This is a genomic window from Gordonia sp. CNJ-863 (assembly GCF_001942325.1).
Taxonomy (GTDB): Bacteria; Actinomycetota; Actinomycetes; order Mycobacteriales; family Mycobacteriaceae; genus Gordonia; species Gordonia alkanivorans.
Genome location: NZ_MKKG01000009.1, coordinates 24,349 through 40,242 on the forward strand (window position 1 = coordinate 24,349; position 15,894 = coordinate 40,242).

13 protein-coding genes and 1 pseudogene are annotated in these 15,894 nt (G+C 67.7%); 5 read left to right on the plus strand and 9 right to left on the minus strand.

Annotation, left to right across the window (positions count from 1 at the left end; translation table 11 throughout):
* Positions 1 to 24: 24 nt before the first annotated feature.
* Together BJF87_RS04945 and BJF87_RS04950 are read right to left on the minus strand one after the other, a co-directional pair.
* Positions 25 to 1,497 carry an aldehyde dehydrogenase family protein gene (locus BJF87_RS04945; protein WP_042378071.1) on the minus strand — a complete coding sequence of 491 codons (1,473 nt, stop codon included), beginning with the start codon at positions 1,495 to 1,497 and terminating at the stop codon, positions 25 to 27.
* Positions 1,498 to 1,582: 85 nt separating this feature from the next.
* On the minus strand, positions 1,583 to 2,563 hold the full coding sequence (locus BJF87_RS04950; protein ID WP_035753079.1) for a cyclase family protein: 981 nt from the start codon (positions 2,561 to 2,563) through the stop codon (positions 1,583 to 1,585).
* A gap of 114 nt (positions 2,564 to 2,677) precedes the next feature.
* Between BJF87_RS04950 and BJF87_RS04955 the strand changes: the two genes are divergently transcribed.
* The 3 genes from BJF87_RS04955 to BJF87_RS04965 are packed head-to-tail and all read left to right on the plus strand — an operon-like array spanning position 2,678 to position 6,054.
* Positions 2,678 to 3,847, plus strand: a complete 1,170-nt coding sequence (locus BJF87_RS04955) for an acyl-CoA dehydrogenase family protein (protein WP_042378075.1) — start codon at positions 2,678 to 2,680, stop codon at positions 3,845 to 3,847.
* Positions 3,848 to 3,889: 42 nt separating this feature from the next.
* Entirely contained in the window at positions 3,890 to 4,870 is a 981-nt protein-coding gene (locus BJF87_RS04960) for an acyl-CoA dehydrogenase family protein (RefSeq protein WP_075862752.1), read from the plus strand.
* Entirely contained in the window at positions 4,867 to 6,054 is a 1,188-nt protein-coding gene (locus BJF87_RS04965; RefSeq protein ID WP_052362810.1) for an NAD(P)/FAD-dependent oxidoreductase, read from the plus strand. The genes BJF87_RS04960 and BJF87_RS04965 overlap by 4 nt, the downstream gene beginning before the upstream one ends.
* Positions 6,055 to 6,135: 81 nt before the next feature.
* On the opposite strand, the gene BJF87_RS04970 is transcribed toward BJF87_RS04965, so the two are convergent.
* The 3 genes from BJF87_RS04970 to BJF87_RS04980 form a co-directional block, all read right to left on the minus strand.
* Positions 6,136 to 6,441 carry a hypothetical protein gene (locus tag BJF87_RS04970; protein WP_042378078.1) on the minus strand — a complete coding sequence of 102 codons (306 nt, stop codon included), beginning with the start codon at positions 6,439 to 6,441 and terminating at the stop codon, positions 6,136 to 6,138.
* A 4-nt stretch (positions 6,442 to 6,445) separates the two neighbouring features.
* Positions 6,446 to 7,600 carry an amidohydrolase family protein gene (locus BJF87_RS04975; RefSeq protein WP_042378079.1) on the minus strand — a complete coding sequence of 385 codons (1,155 nt, stop codon included), beginning with the start codon at positions 7,598 to 7,600 and terminating at the stop codon, positions 6,446 to 6,448.
* A 189-nt stretch (positions 7,601 to 7,789) separates the two neighbouring features.
* Positions 7,790 to 8,434 carry a TetR/AcrR family transcriptional regulator gene (locus tag BJF87_RS04980; RefSeq protein WP_052362811.1) on the minus strand — a complete coding sequence of 215 codons (645 nt, stop codon included), beginning with the start codon at positions 8,432 to 8,434 and terminating at the stop codon, positions 7,790 to 7,792.
* Positions 8,435 to 8,658: 224 nt separating this feature from the next.
* On the opposite strand from BJF87_RS04980, the gene BJF87_RS04985 reads away from it, so the two are divergent.
* The gene (locus BJF87_RS04985; RefSeq protein WP_158037458.1) at positions 8,659 to 9,936 is read left to right on the plus strand and encodes a cytochrome P450; all 1,278 of its coding nucleotides are present in this window, start codon (positions 8,659 to 8,661) and stop codon (positions 9,934 to 9,936) included.
* A 196-nt stretch (positions 9,937 to 10,132) separates the two neighbouring features.
* On the opposite strand, the gene BJF87_RS04990 is transcribed toward BJF87_RS04985, so the two are convergent.
* From BJF87_RS04990 to BJF87_RS05005, 4 genes and pseudogenes are all read right to left on the minus strand, one after another.
* Entirely contained in the window at positions 10,133 to 11,245 is a 1,113-nt protein-coding gene (locus BJF87_RS04990; protein WP_035753097.1) for a Zn-dependent alcohol dehydrogenase, read from the minus strand.
* A 55-nt stretch (positions 11,246 to 11,300) separates the two neighbouring features.
* Complete coding sequence (locus BJF87_RS04995) at positions 11,301 to 12,290, minus strand: cyclase family protein (RefSeq protein WP_035753099.1); 990 nt, start codon at positions 12,288 to 12,290, stop codon at positions 11,301 to 11,303.
* A gap of 87 nt (positions 12,291 to 12,377) precedes the next feature.
* Positions 12,378 to 13,852, minus strand: a pseudogene (locus BJF87_RS05000) (aldehyde dehydrogenase family protein).
* 268 nt (positions 13,853 to 14,120) lie between these two features.
* Positions 14,121 to 15,299: a thiolase C-terminal domain-containing protein gene (locus BJF87_RS05005; RefSeq protein WP_035753103.1), complete on the minus strand. Its 1,179-nt coding sequence runs from the start codon at positions 15,297 to 15,299 to the stop codon at positions 14,121 to 14,123.
* Positions 15,300 to 15,415: 116 nt separating this feature from the next.
* Here BJF87_RS05005 and BJF87_RS05010 point away from each other — a divergent pair, with 116 nt between their 5' ends.
* Positions 15,416 to 15,880 (plus strand): Zn-ribbon domain-containing OB-fold protein, encoded by a 465-nt coding sequence (locus tag BJF87_RS05010; RefSeq protein WP_230461905.1) that lies wholly within the window; start codon positions 15,416 to 15,418, stop codon positions 15,878 to 15,880.
* Positions 15,881 to 15,894 lie beyond the last annotated feature (14 nt).

The following is a 15,894-nucleotide window of genomic DNA, read 5'->3' on the forward strand; positions in this document are numbered from 1 at the left end:
TACTCCTCTCTGGCGCAGGCCGAATCAGCCTGCGTGGTATTTGATGGTCTTGATCTCGGAGTAGTCGGCGATGCCCGCGTCCCCGAGTTCGCGGCCGAGGCCCGACCGCTTGTAACCGCCGAACGGATCCCAGCCCGGGGAGGCACCGGAGCCGCCGTTGATGTGAACCTGGCCGGTGCGGATGCGGCGCGCCATCTCGAAGGCGCGTCCGGCGTCGGCGGAGAAGATCGCTCCGCCCAGCCCGTAGTTCGAGTCGTTGGCCAGCGCGACCGCCTCGTCGTCGTCGCGGAAGGACATCACCGCCGCGACCGGTCCGAAGACCTCCTCCTGCGCCAGGCGGGACGAGTTGTCGACGTCGGCGAACACCGTGGGCTCGACGAAGAACCCCTTGTCCAGATCCGCGGGCCGACCACCGCCCGCCACGAGCCTCGAGCCAGCAGCCGTGGCGTCGCCGATGAACCCTTCGACCTTCTCCCGCTGCACGGCGCTGATGAGAGGACCCATCGCGGTCGACGGATCGGTCGGGTCGCCCACCTGGATCGCGCGCACGCGGTCGGCGAGGCCTGCGACGTAGTCGTCATAGATGTCGGCGTGCACCAGATGCCTTGTCGTCAGAGCGCATCCCTGTCCTGACTGGGTCACCACGCTGCCCAGGCCCATCGCCAGTGCGGCGTCGAGGTCGGCGTCGGCACGCACGATCATCGCCGACTTCCCACCCAGTTCGAGGAGCACACGCTTGATGGTCGGGGCCGCCTGCGCGGACACAGCGGCCCCGACAGCCTCTGAGCCGGTGAACGAGACGAGGTCGACGCGGGGGTCCGTGCACATCAACGCACCGACATCTGCGCCCCCGTTGACCACGTTGACGACGCCCGGCGGGAAGCCCGCCGCCTCGGCAGCCTCGGCCATCAGCGCGGCGGTGAGCGGGGTGTTCGGCGACGGTTTGAGCACCACGGTGTTGCCGCACGCGAGAGCCGGGCCGAGCTTGGCGATGTTGAGATGGAACGGGAAATTGTACGCGGTGATGGCCGAGACGACCCCCACTGGCTCACGGACCAGGACCGACCCACCCAGCCACGATGATCCGTCCGGTCGCGGATTGACTTGCAGCGGAAGCGATGTGGTGTCCGGCTGACGCGCCTGCTCGACGTAGTGGTCCAGGTGGCCCAGCGGTGCGAGCAGGTGGACGGCACGCACCGAGGCCGACGGCGCACCGGTCTCGGCGGTGACGGCCTCGGCGAGTGCGTCGACACGCGCACGCAGTTCCACGGCGAACCGGCCCAGCATCTCCGAACGTTCCGGCCTGCTCATCGCCGGCCACGGCCCGGAGCCGAAGGCGCGCCGCGCCGCGGCGATCGCGCGGTCACAGTCGGCGGCCGAACCCACCGCGGCGGTCGCGAACTCCTCTTCGGTGGCCGGGTTGACCACCACCATCCGACGGCCCTCGGCCCCGTCGGTCCACTGCCCGTCGATGTACAGCTGCGCCTTGTCGATCACGGTTGTCTCCTCTTGTCGAAAGATTCCTGGCAGGGGGTCGGCGACCCCGGGGCCGTCGGTCGCCGGAACGCGGCGCTCGTCGGACTCACTTCAGCACCAACGGGTTGAGGGGAGATCCCACTCCCCCGACCACCGGCAGCGGCGCCGCGACGAACATGCCGGTGTAGACGCCGTCCTCGGCACAGTCCCGCGCCCAGTCGTCGAGGTCGAAGAGCTCGCCGAGCAGCAGGCCAAGGTCTCGCAGTGCCGCGATGTGGAGTGGCAGGACGGCGTCGCCCTCCGGGTTGGGCAGCGCCTCGACGGTGCGGGTGTCGGTGGCGACCAGCGCCACGTCGGCGTCGGCCAGCCACTGCGCGGTGGACGGGGCCAGCCCGGCCGACCGGGTACGCGGCGACTTCTCCGCCGACAGGAACGCACCCAGCCATCCCGTTCTGATGAGCAGGATGTCACCGGGCTCCACCGTCACCCCGGCTGCCGCGAGCGTCGATTCCAGTCCGTCGACGTCGACCACGCCGGTGTAGGGATCGAGCTGGAGGTGACGTCCGGCGTCGACGAGCACGGCACGCCCGACCAGGCCGTTCGCCAGGTGATGAATACCCAGACGACGCGCCCCGGAGCGCGCCGTGGTGAGTCCCGCCCAGTAGCCGTTGTACATGGTGTCGTCCGCGGCGACGTGGGCGAGACCGTCGAGTTGGGTCGCACCCTGCAGCGGCATCACGACGACGTCGTCGGAGGTCTGGAACCCGAGCGCCGATGAATCGCCGACGATGTCGTCGACGGTGGAGCTGGTGAAGGTGTGGATCGTCGCCACCCGGCTGCCCACCAACGGGGATCGTTTGCCGATCGGGAGTGCCAGCGAGAAGGACTTGCCGGTACGGATCTCCCGGCCGGCCTCGACGACGCGATCGGCGGTGAGGAGGTTGGCGGTGCCACGCTGGTCGTGGTCGCCCCATCGACCCCAGTTGTTGGGTGTGCCGGCGCGCGCGCCGTCGACCTTGCCGTCGGCCGACACGGTGTAGGTGGGTGGACGCCATGCGTCGAGCTGTTCATCTCCTGGAAGCCGCATAGTAGCCATATTAATTATCTAATTAGACTAATAACAATGGATCCGGCATGATCGATCCAACCCGCCGGTCAGGCGCCTCGTGTGCCGCCGGCTCCGGCCGAGTGAGGAGGTCACGTGGACCTGCATTTCGATCCCGAGGACATCGAGTTCCGGGAGTCAGCCCGCGTCTGGCTGCGGGACAACGTCCCCGCCGAGCGACGGCCCGAGGACGGCCAGGCGATGCGGGACTTCGACAACGCCTGGCAACGCACACAATTCGACGGCGGGTGGGCCGGGGTGTCCTGGCCGCGCGAGTACGGCGGCCTCGGACTCTCGGTGGTCAAGCAACTCATCTGGTACGAGGAGTACGCGCGGGCGAAGGCCCCGTACACCGGCACCTCGTTCCCGGCGGTCTTCTACGGCGGCCCGACGCTGGCGCTGCGCGGCACGGATGAGCAGCGCGCCGAACACCTCCCCAGGATCCTGCGCGGCGAGGAGATCTGGTCGCAAGGATTCTCCGAGCCCTCCGGCGGCTCCGACCTCGCCTCGGTGCGGACCCGCGCCGTCGTCGACGGCGACGAGCTCGTGGTGAACGGCCAGAAGGTGTGGTCGAGCTACGCCGACGTCGCCGACTACCACTTCTGCCTGTTCCGCACCGATCCCGATGCCCCCAAACGCCAGGGACTCTCGTGGGTGCTCGTGCCGCTGGACTCCCCCGGCATCGAGATCCGGCGCATCAAGACACTCGCCCGCAACCATCACTTCTGCGAGGTCTTCTACGACGACGTTCGCGTTCCGCTCGCCAATGTGGTCGGCGGACTGGGCAACGGATGGACGGTCGCGATGAACACGCTCGGTTTCGAGCGCGGGTCGGCCTTCCTCACCGAACAGCTCGAACTGTCCCACGCCGTCGACGAACTCATCGAGCTGTGCACACGCTACGACGCGCCGTCGGGTAACCGCCGGGCCATCGACGACGAGACCGTCGCAGCCGAACTCGCCGACCTGCGTGCGAGCGTCGCCGCGCTGCGCGCGATGAGCTACCGCAGCGTGTCGAAGTCGGTCCGCGGCGGTGTACCCGGACCCGAGGGGTCCATCATCCGGCTGTACTTCGCCGAACTGCGGCAGCAGGTCGCGAGCCTGGCGATGAAGGTGCTCGCCGCCGACGGTCTGGAGTTCACTCCGTACTGGGAGGACGGCTGGTCAGGCCTGTGGCTCTGGGACTTCGCGCGCACCGTCGGTGCCGGAACCTCCGAGATCCAGCGCAACATCATCGGCGACCGCGTACTCGGACTGCCCAGATGACCCGACGCCACGCCAACCACACCCGAACCTGATTGGAAGATCATGGACCTACTACTCGACGACGAACGCGCGATCGCCGACCTCGCGCGGGACTATTTCGCCGCGAACGCCGGTGCGGCACCGGCCCATTCCATCGCCGACGGCGCCGAGGTCGGCTCGCCGGTCGCCAGCAGCGCCGAACTCGGCTGGTTCGGGCTGACCGTCGCCGAATCGGCCGGCGGCCTGGGCCTGTCGACGAAGGAACTGGCCATCGCCCACCGCGAAGCGGGTCGCGCCCTCGCACCGCTGCGATTGCTGGCCACCACGGTCGCGGCGACGGCGGCCGCCGTCGCCGGCGACGAGGCCCTGCTCAAGCGACTGCTCGCCGGCGATGCGGTGGCGGCCATCGCACTGTCGACGAGCACCGGGTACCTTCTGCTCGACGCCGATACCGAAACCTCCCTTGCGGTCTCGGTACTCGCCGATTCGACGACGGTCACCGCCGTAACGGCCGGCGATGCCCGGCCCGCCGACCTCATCGACCCCGCGACACCTGCACTGAAGGTCGCCACGCTCGGGGAGGTGCTGGTGAGCGCCGACGCGTCGGTCAGCTCGCAGGCAACCCTCGCCATCGCCGCGGCGCAGATCGGCATCGCCTCGGCAAGTCTGGACATGGCCGTCGACTATGCGCGAGACCGTGAGGCTTTCGGCAAACCGATCGGCTCCTTCCAGGCGATCAAGCATCGTCTCGCCGACGTCGGCGTGGCGCTCGAGGCCGCCGATGCCCAGCTGTTCTTCGCGGCGACGGCCGCCGCCGAGAACCGGGAGGGTGCGGGCTGGGAGATCGCCGCAGCTCGTCTGCTCGCGACCCGCGCCGCGACCGCCGCCACCTCGGCGGCCATCCAGACCCACGGCGCCATGGGCATCACCTGGGACCACGACGCTCATCTGTATCTCGAACGCGCGACCCTGCTCGACCGGATCGGCCCACGCGGCGCGGTTCTGGCGCGAGAGCTGATCGCCGGCGAGGGCGTGACCCCGTGAGCGCCGGCCGCGTCGTGATCGCGGGCGGCGGACTGGCCGGTATGCGGACCGCCGAAACGTTGCGTACCAAGGGCTTCGACGGTGACGTGGTCATCGTGTCTCAGGAGGAGCTCCCGGCCTACAACCGTCCTCCCCTGTCCAAGTCCGCACTCCACCGCGACATCACCGCCGCCGATGTCGGACTGCGGATGCGCAAAGGCGTCGAATTCGAGTGGCGCCTGGGCACGAGCGTCGTCGAAGCCGACCTCGCCGCCGCCCGGGTCCGATTGAGCGACGACACCACGGTGGAGTACGACCACCTCGTCGCGGCGACCGGCGTGCGTCCGCGCCGTCTTGATCTACCCGGGCCAGACCTGTCCGGTCCGACGGGCGGGCGCCACGTCTTGCGAACTGTCGCGGATGCGCAGGCGCTGGCTCGCACTCTGGACGGCCCGCGCGTCGTCGCGATCCTCGGTGCGGGATTCCTCGGCACCGAACTCGCCTGGACCCTGGCGGGACAGGGCCACACCGTCACCGTCGTCGCACCTGAGGCCGAACCGCTCGTCGGGGCTCTCGGGGCAGCCGCCGCGACGTCGCTGCGTCGCCGATCCGAGGCCGCGGGGGTGACCTTCCGGACGGGACGCACCGCGTCGCATCTGCTCGGCGACAACGCTCTTCGTTCCGTGGTGCTCGACGACGGGTCCGAGGTCGTCGCCTCGATCGTGATCGAGGCGGTCGGCTCCGTCCCCAATGTCGAATGGCTGGCGACGACGCCACTGGACGTGAACTTCGGGGTTCCGGTCGACGACACGTTACGCGTGGTCGACGCACTGAACGTCTGGGCCGTCGGCGACGTCGCGTGGGCACCGCAGTCGCTCCTCGGCGGGCTACGCCGGCGGCTCGAGCACTGGACACACGCGGGCGAGTCGGCTCGGCACGTCGCCTCGTCGATCATCGGCACGTCGTCCACCTTCGGTTCCGTACCGGGGTTCTGGACCGAACAGGGTGGCATCCGACTCGACGGCTACGGATTCCCCGGCGCCGCAGACGATCACATCCTCACCGCCGGTGACTGGGACGGACAGTTCCTGGCCCGCTGCGAGAAGGACGGCGAACTCGTCGGTGTCCTGTCGGTCGGCTTCGTGAAGGAATCGGCACCTCTGGTCCGGGAGCTGACCGAACAGGTCGCCGCCGCACCGGCCTGAACGTCAGCTTCCACGACAACGACGTCGGCCTGGCCCCCGATAGGGAGCCAGGCCGCTGCCGTGTGGATCCGGTCGCCCGTGTCAGGTGAGCGGGTGCGGAGTGGTCGCGGGCGCATCCGCCGCCGCGGCGAGGTCGGAACGGACCGAACGCATCGCCTCGATCCGGCGCTGCCGCAACATGATCGCCGACTCGCGCTGCTCGTCGGTCAGCCCCGGATCGTCGGTCACCGCCGCCACCCGCTTCTCCTCCGCCTCGATCTCGCCGTCGAGCAGCTCTCCGGCGAGATCCCGGGTGAGCAGATCCATGTCGGTCCAGTCCGCGGCCTTGATCTGTTCGACCTGTTCGATCTGCTCGCGGTTGTTGTTCGCCGATGCCTGTGCGCTCATGGCCTCACGCGTCCAGACGCGGGAAGTCGAAGAGCTTGCGCGCGTTGGTCTCCACCATCTTCTCGACGTCCTCGTCGGGCACGTCGAGCATGGCCTCGGTGACGACCTTGCGGCTGTTGGGCCAGTTGGAGTCCGAATGGGGGTAGTCGCATTCCCACGTGATGTTGTCGATGCCGACCAGGTGACGGTTCGCGATGCCGTGGTCGTCCTCGATGAAGCAGCCGTACATGTGCTTGCGGAACAGGTCCGACGGCCGCACCGTCTGATTGACGTTCTGATAGAAGCGGTGCTTCTCCCAGGTGGCGTCGATGCGCTCGAGCATGTAGGGCACCCAGCCGATACCCCCTTCGGAGAGCGCGAACTTCAGCTTCGGGTGGCGGTGGAAGACCGGCGAGAACAACAGGTCCGCGGTCGCGTACATCGAGTTGCAGCCGAACAGTGCGATCATGACCGCCATCGGCGCTTCCTCCGCGGTGATCGGGGGCTTGCCGGACGTACCGAAGTGCACGCACAGTGGCAGGCCGGTCTCCTCACATGCCGAGAAGACACCGTCCCAGTGATCGGTGTGGAACGAGGGAAGTCCCAGCGGCACCGGATTTTCGGGGAAGGAGATGGCCTTCGCACCCTTGGCCGCGACCCGATGGATCTCTTGCACGCACAGATCGGCATCCCACAGCGGGAGGATCGACAAGGGGATGAACCGGTCCGGAGCAGTGGGGCACCACTCGTCGAGCACGTAGTCGTTCCACGCCTGCACGCACAGCAGTGCCAACTCACGATCCTGCGCCTGCAGGAAGATGGTGCCGGCGAACTTCGGGAAGGACGGGAACGACAGCGCCGCCTGTACACCGTCGATGTCCATGTCGATGACGCGCGCCTTCGGGTCGTAGCAGCCCGGCAGCATGTCGTCGAAGCGAACCGGTTCGGCACCGAACTCCTCGGGCTTCTTCCCCGCCACCGCATTCAGTCCGATGTACGGGTAGATCTTGCCCTCCATCGTCCAGACGTGTGCCGGACGGTTGGGGTCGTTCATGACCTTCTCGATGATCCGGGGTCCGGGCTCGATGAATCTGCGCGGGAGGCGATCGGTCCACAGATTCGCCGGCTCGATCAGATGGTCGTCAGTCGAGATGAGTTGCATGTGGTCTTGCAATGGCATGGGACGTCCTCACTGACTCGGCCCCCGTTGGCTGCGGAATCCGGTGCGGAATTCCTGCCAATCCTCTGGCCTGAATAGCTATCTATTTGAGTGTCACAAACTGACACTATTGGAGTGTGCCAGATCACTCATCATTCGCCAAGCCGGGGCCACCCCCGCATCGTCAGGCGTCAGGCCGCCCCCGCATCGTCAGGCGTCAGGCCGGTCGCTCAGAATCGGCGCCAATGCCCGGATCGCCTCGGCGAGCACATCCGCGAGTTCCCGACGCCCGGAGGAGCGAACCCACACCTCGTGAGCGGTCACGATGGAGTTCAGGAGCGCCGCGGCGCGCAACTGCCAGATCGCGTCGATCGCCTCCTCCTCCGGCCGCCCGTCGGCGCGACACATGAGCCGCGCCAGTGCGTCGTGCTGACGATGCGCAGCCCAGAGCCACTGCGCCCAGAGTTCCCCCTCGTCCGACGCCGCCGCGACCAGACCCTCGGTGTGCTCGGACGCGTCGAGGAAGCCGCTGCGCGCCGCGTTCTCGAGGCTCGCGGTGAGGCCCATTCCGCCGTCGAGCAGATCAGACACCCGTGCAAGGTAATCCGAGATCCGGACCGCGAATCCGGCTGCGAGCAACGCACCCTTGCTCCCGAAATGCCGGTACACCGTGCGCGCCGACACCGAGGCGCGTTCGGCCACCGCGTCGACCGTCGTCTCGACGAAGCCGAGTTCGGCGAACACCTGGGCGGCGGCCTCCGCGATCTGACGGCGGGCGAGGGATCGACGCGGAGACGGCGACTCGGCACGGCGTGCGTCGATGCGCACGCCGGCGATGTGGTCGGGATCAGGCATGCCCGTACCGTGCCACCCCCCGCGACCCGACCGCAACGACGTGCGGTTCCCCGCAGGACTGGACCTTTGTGAGCGCTGTCACTAGTATTAGCTATATGATCTAGCGCATTATCGTCGTCCATGAGACGCGAAGCGCCCGACTTCGCAGTTTCTCAGCCCCCGTCGCGACATCTGTCCCGACCTCGTTTCACCGATCTGCAATACACCCCGAGAAAGGCATGTCCATGAGTGAGAACGCGACCGCAGCAACCACAGCTGCGGGCACTGTCCCTCCCGAGCGCGTGGAAGTGCCGCCGCACGTCCCGGAGGAGCTGGTCCACTGGGTGGATCACCACAACGACGAGATCGTCCACATCGACCCGATCGGGCTCATGGACGAACTCCGGGAGAAGTACCGCGTCTTCTACAGCCCCGCGTACGAGGGCTTCTGGGCGGTCACGCGATGGGAAGACCAACGCGAGGTGTTCCAGCGTCCGGAGGACTTCTCCAGCTCCCCGGTCGGACTCCCGGGCGGACCCGGCTACGGCGGAGTGAAGATGCTCCCGATCGAACTCGACCCGCCGGAGCACAAGAAGTACCGCGCGCTGATCAACCCGGTCTTCGGACCCAAGCGGATCGGCGCCATGGAGGACCACATCCGCTCGACCGCCAATGCGCTGATCGACGATATCCTCGAAAACAACGGCGACAAAATCGAATTCATGGAGGCCTACGCCGAGCAGCTGCCCGTGCGGATCTTCACCGAGATGCTCGGTCTGCCGTTCGAGGAGCACAAGAAGTTCATCGGCTGGGTGAGCGCGATCCTACACAGCTCGCAGATCGGCGACGGATTGGTGCGCAAGCGCGAAGCCGGCGGCGAGGTCACCAAGTACCTGACGCAGCTGATCGGCGAGCGTGCCGCCGACATCGACTCGGGCGTCGAGAACGATGACCTGATCACGATCCTGCTCAACAGCGAGGTCGATGGCGAGAAGCTCACGCACGACGAAGTGCTGCGGATGTCCTTCCTGCTGTTCATCGCCGGACTCGACACCGTAACGGCCGCCCACGGACTGATGTTCAGGTTCCTCGCGGATAACCCCGAGCACCGCGCCCAGATCGTCTCGGACCCTGAGTTCATCCCGAACGCGATCGAGGAGTTGTTGCGCTACAACAGCTTCGTCAACGACGCCCGCACGGTGACCCACGATCTCGAGTTCGCCGGCGTCGCGATGAAGAAGGGCGACCGCGTGTGGCTGCACAGCGGCTCGGCCTGCCGCGACCCACGGGAGTTCGACGATCCGCTGATCGTCGACTTCCTCCGCCGGCCCAACCGTCACCTCGCGTTCGCCGCAGGTGCGCACCGCTGCGCGGGTTCGAACCTGGCACGTCTCGAGCTGCGGATCAGCTTCGAGGAGTGGCACCGTCGGATTCCCGACTACCAGGTGACCCCCGGTACCGAGCTACGCATGCACTGCGGTGGTGTCGCGGGCCTGGAGAGCCTGCCGCTGACACTGGGCTGATCGCCGTGACCTGATGCGCCACTACGACGGTGCCCCGGTGAGGATTTCCTCACCGGGGCACCGTCATCTGGACAGCGCCGCCTGGAATCCCGTCGAGACGAGTCTCCCTCCGCGGGATCACCTTTCGCGCAACGACGTCAGGGCCAGGGACGTCGGTCCCTGGCCCTGAGATATGCCGGTTGTAGCCGATAGTCGACTAGTCGTCGAAGATGATCACGCCACGGATGTTCTCACCGTCGAGCAGGTCGTCGAATCCGGTGTTGACCTCGTCGAGAGAGTAACGCCTGGTGACCAGATCCTCGAGGTTCAGCTTGCTGTTTCGCGCCATCGCGAGGAGTCGCGGGACATCGGAGTGCGGGTTGCAGTGTCCGAACAGTGTTCCCACGATCGTCTTCTGGAAGAAGGTGAGCAACGACCCGGGGAGCACGATGGTGTTCTCGGTCATGTCGTCGGCGGTCGAGACGAGCACGATCTTGCCGCCCTTGCGGGTCAGCTCGAACGCCTGCCCGGTCACCTCTGCCGAAGCGACGCCGGTGGTGACGACCGCGATGTCGACACCGACACCCCCGGTCCGCTCCCACACCTCTGCCTGTGCCTGCGCCGCGTCGGCGAAGACCAGATCGGCCCCTTGCCGTTTGGCGAAGTCGCGCTTCCACTCGACGGGTTCGATCACCACGAGCAGATCGGGACTCAGCGATGCTGCGGCACGCACCGCGTTGGTGCCGATGCCGCCGCAGCCGTAGATCGCGATGGTGTCGCCCGGACGGGCGCCGCCGGCGTTGACGACGGCTCCCCAACCGGTGGTCACACCACAACTGACCAGCGAAGCGTGCTCGAGCGGGGTGTCCTCGGCGATCTTCACCACCGAGCGCTCGTTGACGACGGTGTACTCGGAGAAGGTGCCGACGGCGCCCTCGCCACCGAGATCCTCGCCCTCGTAATGGAAACGGAAGCCGCCGGCAGCGAGCTCACCGGTCAACATGTTGGCACCGAGGTCGCACAGGTTGGACTGGCCGTCGTTGCACCAGCGGCACCGGCCACACGCCGGAATCCAGGAGATGGCGACGGGGTCGCCCGTCTTCACCGACTCCACGCCCTCGCCGACGGCGTCGACGACGCCGGCACCCTCGTGGCCGGCGACGATCGGGAACCGCGCCCCGCCACCGACTTTCACGTGCTTGTCGGAATGGCACAGGCCGGCGACCTTCATCTTGACACGGACCTCACCGGGACCCGGGTCGTCGAGGTCGAGTTCGAGGATCTCCCAGGGTTTCCCCTGCTCGCGGAGCACTGCCGCACGTGTCTTCATCGGTGTCCGTTCATCATCGTCCGTTCTCATGGAAAAGGTTGTGGTGTGACCGCACTCAGCGAATCGCGATCGCGTTCGGCGGAGATCCGATGCCGCCGTCGACCCATAGCGGAGCCGAGGTGAGCAGGAAGTCGTAGCGGCCGTCCGCGGCACACGCTTCGGCGAGGGCGTCGAGGTCGAAGAACTCTCCGAGATGCACTCCGAGAGCGGTCAGAAGGTGCGTGTGTACCAGGTTCTCGGTGTCCGGGCCGGGCTGGGGTTCGAGGACCATGGGCGGCGGGAACGGTTCGACACCGGGGTTGTCGACGGCCACGGCGACGGTGCCCGTTTCCCAGACGAGTCGCGCGATTCCCTCGGCGGGTCCGAGACCCGCGGTCTCGAAGGCGAGGCGGTGACTGGCCTCGGCGAGGTCGCGGCGTGCCGCGGCGTCGAGTCCCTTGTAGTATCCGACCCATCCGGTCCGGACACAGAGGATGTCGCCCGCCCGCAGTTCGACTCCTTGCGCCGCGGCGATCTCGGCCAGGAGATCGGCACTGATCTCGAAGCGCTTCTCGGGTCCGTATGCCTGGCCGGTCTTCTCGAGATGACGCGGCACATCGAGCAGTACACCGCGTGTCACGATGCCGCGGGACGCGGGACCGTCGATCCCGAGCTCGCCCTTCTCGAGCACGTCGGCCTCGGTGCGGCCGTTGTAGTATCCGCGTTCGGCCGGGTATCCATGGTGGCCCAACGCATCCCACTGACTTCCGGACTGGGGGTAGAAGTTGTCCAGCCGGTCGTCGGTGACGTCGGGGTAGGTGGTGAACGACTCGTGCTTGAGCGGTTCCCGGCCGAAGAACGGCGGGTCCGGAAGCGACAGCGGCATCGACAGGACGAACCGCTCGCCGCTGTGGACGAGATCTGCGGCGGCGCGGACCACGTCCGGGGTGATGAGGTTGAGGGCGCCGAGGGCGTCGGTGGCGCCGTAGTGGCCCCACGCCGACCGTATCTTCATCCCGTCGAGGAAGGGCAGGTCGTCGTATGCGGGACGATCAGGAGCGGACATTGGTGATGCTCACTTTCTGTTCAGGGCAAGCTGTTGCGGGACAGTGCTGTTCGGGTGGGGACCGGTGGGGAGTGCTGAGCTGCGAGCTCACTCCGGCACCCGGATCTGCTTGACCTCGAAAAAGTGGTCGAGTCCCTCCGGACCACCTTCGCGCCCGATGCCCGACTGCTTGTATCCACCGAAGGGCTGGGCCATGGCGGTGCCGGTGTGTTGACCGCCACCACACCGGCGTCGAGACGGTCGGCGAGGCCGAGGGCGCGATCGACGTCGGTGCCGAAGACCGCGGCAGCCAAGCCGAAGTCGGTCCCGTTCGCGATCCGCACCGCGTCGTCGACGTCGGTGTAGGTGATCAGGCTGATGACCGGGCCGAACACCTCGTTCTGGGCGACGGTCGAGTCGGGCCGCACGCCGTCGAGCAGGGTCGGGGCGAAGAAGTAGCCGTTCTCCATGCCCGGCAACGAGAGTCGCTCTCCGCCGGTGAGGACGGTGGCCCCTTCCTCGACGGCCTCGGCGACGAACCGCTCGCAGCGCGTGACCGCGTCGGCGTTGACCAGCGGCCCGATCACCGTGTCGGGTGAGGCGGGGTCGCCGACCGGGAGCGACGCGAACGCGCCGGCCAGCAGTTCGGCCCACATGTCGTGGTTCTCCTCGGAGACGAGGAGACGCGTGAGAGCGGTGCACACCTGGCTCGATTGTCCCAATGCCAGCGGGACCAGCATCGGCAGGACCGCAGCGGGATCGGCGTCGTCGAGGATCACCGCAGCGCTCTTGCCGCCGAGTTCCAGGGTCATCCGGGCCATGTGGTCGGCCGCGGACTTCATCACCGCGCGCCCCGAGACGGTGCTTCCGGTGAAGCTGACGAAGTCGACGCCGGGATGTGCGACGAGGTGTGCGCCCACCTCCCGGCCCGCCGGCAGCACGGAGATGACGCCGGGCGGCAACCCGACCTCGTCGAAGACCTCGGCGAGGATGTAGGACGCCAACGGTGTGTACGGATCCGCCTTGACCACAACGGAACACCCGGCCAGGAGGGCGGGGGCGATCTTGGCCGCGGCCAGTGCCGTCGGCGCGTTGAACGGCACGATGGCGGCGACCACGCCAACCGGCTCACGACGGATGAGGGTCTTGTAGCCCGCTCCGGTGCGAACCTCCTCGGTGCGCAGCTCGGTCGCGAGATCCGCGACGTCGCGCCAGATCTGCGCGGCCGTCTGGTTGACGAACTCGGCGAAGGAACGCGGCAACCCGAGGTCGGCGATCAGCACCGACACCAGCGAGTCCGTGCGGGCGTCGAGCGCGTCGGCGATGGCGACGAGCGTCGCGGCACGCTCGGTGGCGTCCCGATCGGCCCAGACTCCGGAGTCCAGGGCCTCCCGGGCTGCGACGACCGCGCGGTCCGCCTCGTCGATACCCGCGGCGGCGAGTTTCGCGACCGGCGACCCGGTTGCCGGGTTGACCACGGTGATCTGCTCACCCGCGACCGGTTCCTGCCATCGGCCGGCCAGGTAGATCGCGGCCTTGTCCGCCACGGGCCCGGCGGATGTCGGCTCGAGGGTGCTTGTCATCGGCTCTCCTTGTGTGGTCGCCCCGGCGTGGCGAATCGACTAAACATTTAAGTTCTTTAGTGTGATTAAAGCCATAACCCGGGGTGGCGTCAAGGAGTTGAGGTGATTCGCCCCAGAACCATCCCCACAGCGGCGCGTTCCACGTCGACCAGGATGCACGACCCCGCGCTGAAGGTTCGAATATCGTTGCAGCACTGAACCTCCTGTCGGTGCCGTGCGCACAACCGGAGGGTGACGCGACATCAGCGGTCACGCCATACGAGCGACGTCAGGCCGGCGCGGAGACCAGCAGGCACCCCGCCAGCGGACCTCCGCCGGCGGACGCCACGGCGAGCTCGGCGCCGGACACCTGGCGCCGATCGGCGTCGCCCCGCACCTGGAGACACGCTTCGTGCAGCATCCCGAAGCCGTGCAGGCGACCGCCCGAGAGGTGGCCGCCCTGGGTGTTCAGCGGCAGCTCACCGCCCAGCGAGATGCGTTCGCCGCCTTCGACGAACGCCGCTCCTTCACCGCGCCCGCAGAAACCGAGGGCCTCGAGCCAGGCGATGGCGAGATAGCTGAAGCCGTCGTAGAGCAGCGCGACGTCGACATCCGAAGGCCGCAGGTCGGTGCGTTCCCACAGGCGACGGGCCGCCCCGGTTGCGGCCATCTCGATCATGTCGGGCGACTGATCCCAGTAGGCGCTGACCCGCATACCCGCTCCGGCCGCCTCGACGTTCACGGCGTTCTCGGGACGCGGGCACGCGCCCTTGCGCGACAAGATGATCACGGTACTGCCGTCGATGGGCGCATCGCAGTCGTAGAGGCCGACCGGGTCGGAGATCATGCGCGCGCCGAGATAGTCGTCGAGAGTCATCTCCGCCCGGTAGATCGCCTTCGGGTTCAGCGCCGCATGCCTGCGCTCGGTCATCGCGAGGCCCGCGAACTGCTCTCTGGTGGCACCGAATTCGTGCATGTACCGCTGCATGTACAGCGCCACCCACGACGACGCACTCGCCAGGCCGTAGGGCATGAAGTACTCGATCGTCTGATTCAACGACGCCCGCGGGCGGCCGGTGACCGACGATCGGCTCGCGGCGCCCTGAGCCGTCGACTCGGTCATCGTGCGGTAACAAAGCACGTGGTCGGCGAGACCAGACGAGATCGCCATCGCACCCTCGAGGATCGGACCGAACTGGCCCATCGAGTGCGGCATCCCGACGATCCAGTCCAGCTCCAGACGCATGGCCTCTTTGAGCTCGTACACGCTGACGGGCCCGAATCCCGGATCGTCGTGCATCGACGGATATGCCGAGAGCCCGTTGACGTCGGCCCGCGTCAGCCCGGCGTCGGCCAGTGCAACACGAGCCGCTTCGACGGTGAGGTCCAGACCCGAGCGCCCCAACCGCCGCCCCACGGCCGACTGGCCGATACCGCTGATCACCACATCGGATTCGAAGAGATGCACCGTCGACCTTCCGTCGGACGCCGTCGCGAACCACCCAGGACTCGCATAATCATATAGCGATTTATAGGCTAGCAGTCACCGCCGCTCCGGCGACACGAACGACCCCAGGAGATCCTGTGAAGCACACCGACGAGAAGCCCACCCGTGACAGCAACCCGCGCCTGCTGAGCGCGGATCCGATCGCCGAGACCCACATCCTCCCGCCGGTCACGGAGGCCAACGCGGCGTTCTGGACGTCCGGCGCGTCGGGAACATGGCAGCTCCCCCGCTGCGGCGACTGCCGGACCTTCATCCACCCCGGGCAACCGCTCTGCCCGCTCTGCCTCACCGACACCCTGCGCCCCGAGCCGGTCACCGGCAACGGCACGGTCTTCACCTACACGATCAACCGCTACCCGTGGCTGCCCGGCTGGAAGGTCCCGTTCGTCGCCGCCGTGGTCGAACTCGACGATCAACCGCGCCTGCGGGTGACCGCCAATCTGGTCGACGTCGAGCCCGAGGATGTCACCATCGGGATGCGGGTCACCGTGGCCTTCATCCACACCGACGACCGGTGGGTCCCGGTGTTCCGCCCGGCATGACCCACCCGGCCGCC

Excerpts from the sequence above, each read along its gene's own strand:
- BJF87_RS04950 (WP_035753079.1), bottom strand. The coding sequence starts at position 2,563 with ATGCGGCTTCCAGGAGATGAACAGCTCGACGCATGGCGTCCACCCACC.
- BJF87_RS04960 (WP_075862752.1), top strand. The coding sequence starts at position 3,890 with ATGGACCTACTACTCGACGACGAACGCGCGATCGCCGACCTCGCGCGG.
- BJF87_RS04970 (WP_042378078.1), bottom strand. The coding sequence starts at position 6,441 with ATGAGCGCACAGGCATCGGCGAACAACAACCGCGAGCAGATCGAACAG.
- BJF87_RS04975 (WP_042378079.1), bottom strand. The coding sequence starts at position 7,600 with ATGCCATTGCAAGACCACATGCAACTCATCTCGACTGACGACCATCTG.
- BJF87_RS04980 (WP_052362811.1), bottom strand. The coding sequence starts at position 8,434 with ATGCCTGATCCCGACCACATCGCCGGCGTGCGCATCGACGCACGCCGT.
- BJF87_RS04985 (WP_158037458.1), top strand. The coding sequence starts at position 8,659 with ATGAGTGAGAACGCGACCGCAGCAACCACAGCTGCGGGCACTGTCCCT.
- BJF87_RS04990 (WP_035753097.1), bottom strand. The coding sequence starts at position 11,245 with ATGAAGACACGTGCGGCAGTGCTCCGCGAGCAGGGGAAACCCTGGGAG.
- BJF87_RS04995 (WP_035753099.1), bottom strand. The coding sequence starts at position 12,290 with ATGTCCGCTCCTGATCGTCCCGCATACGACGACCTGCCCTTCCTCGAC.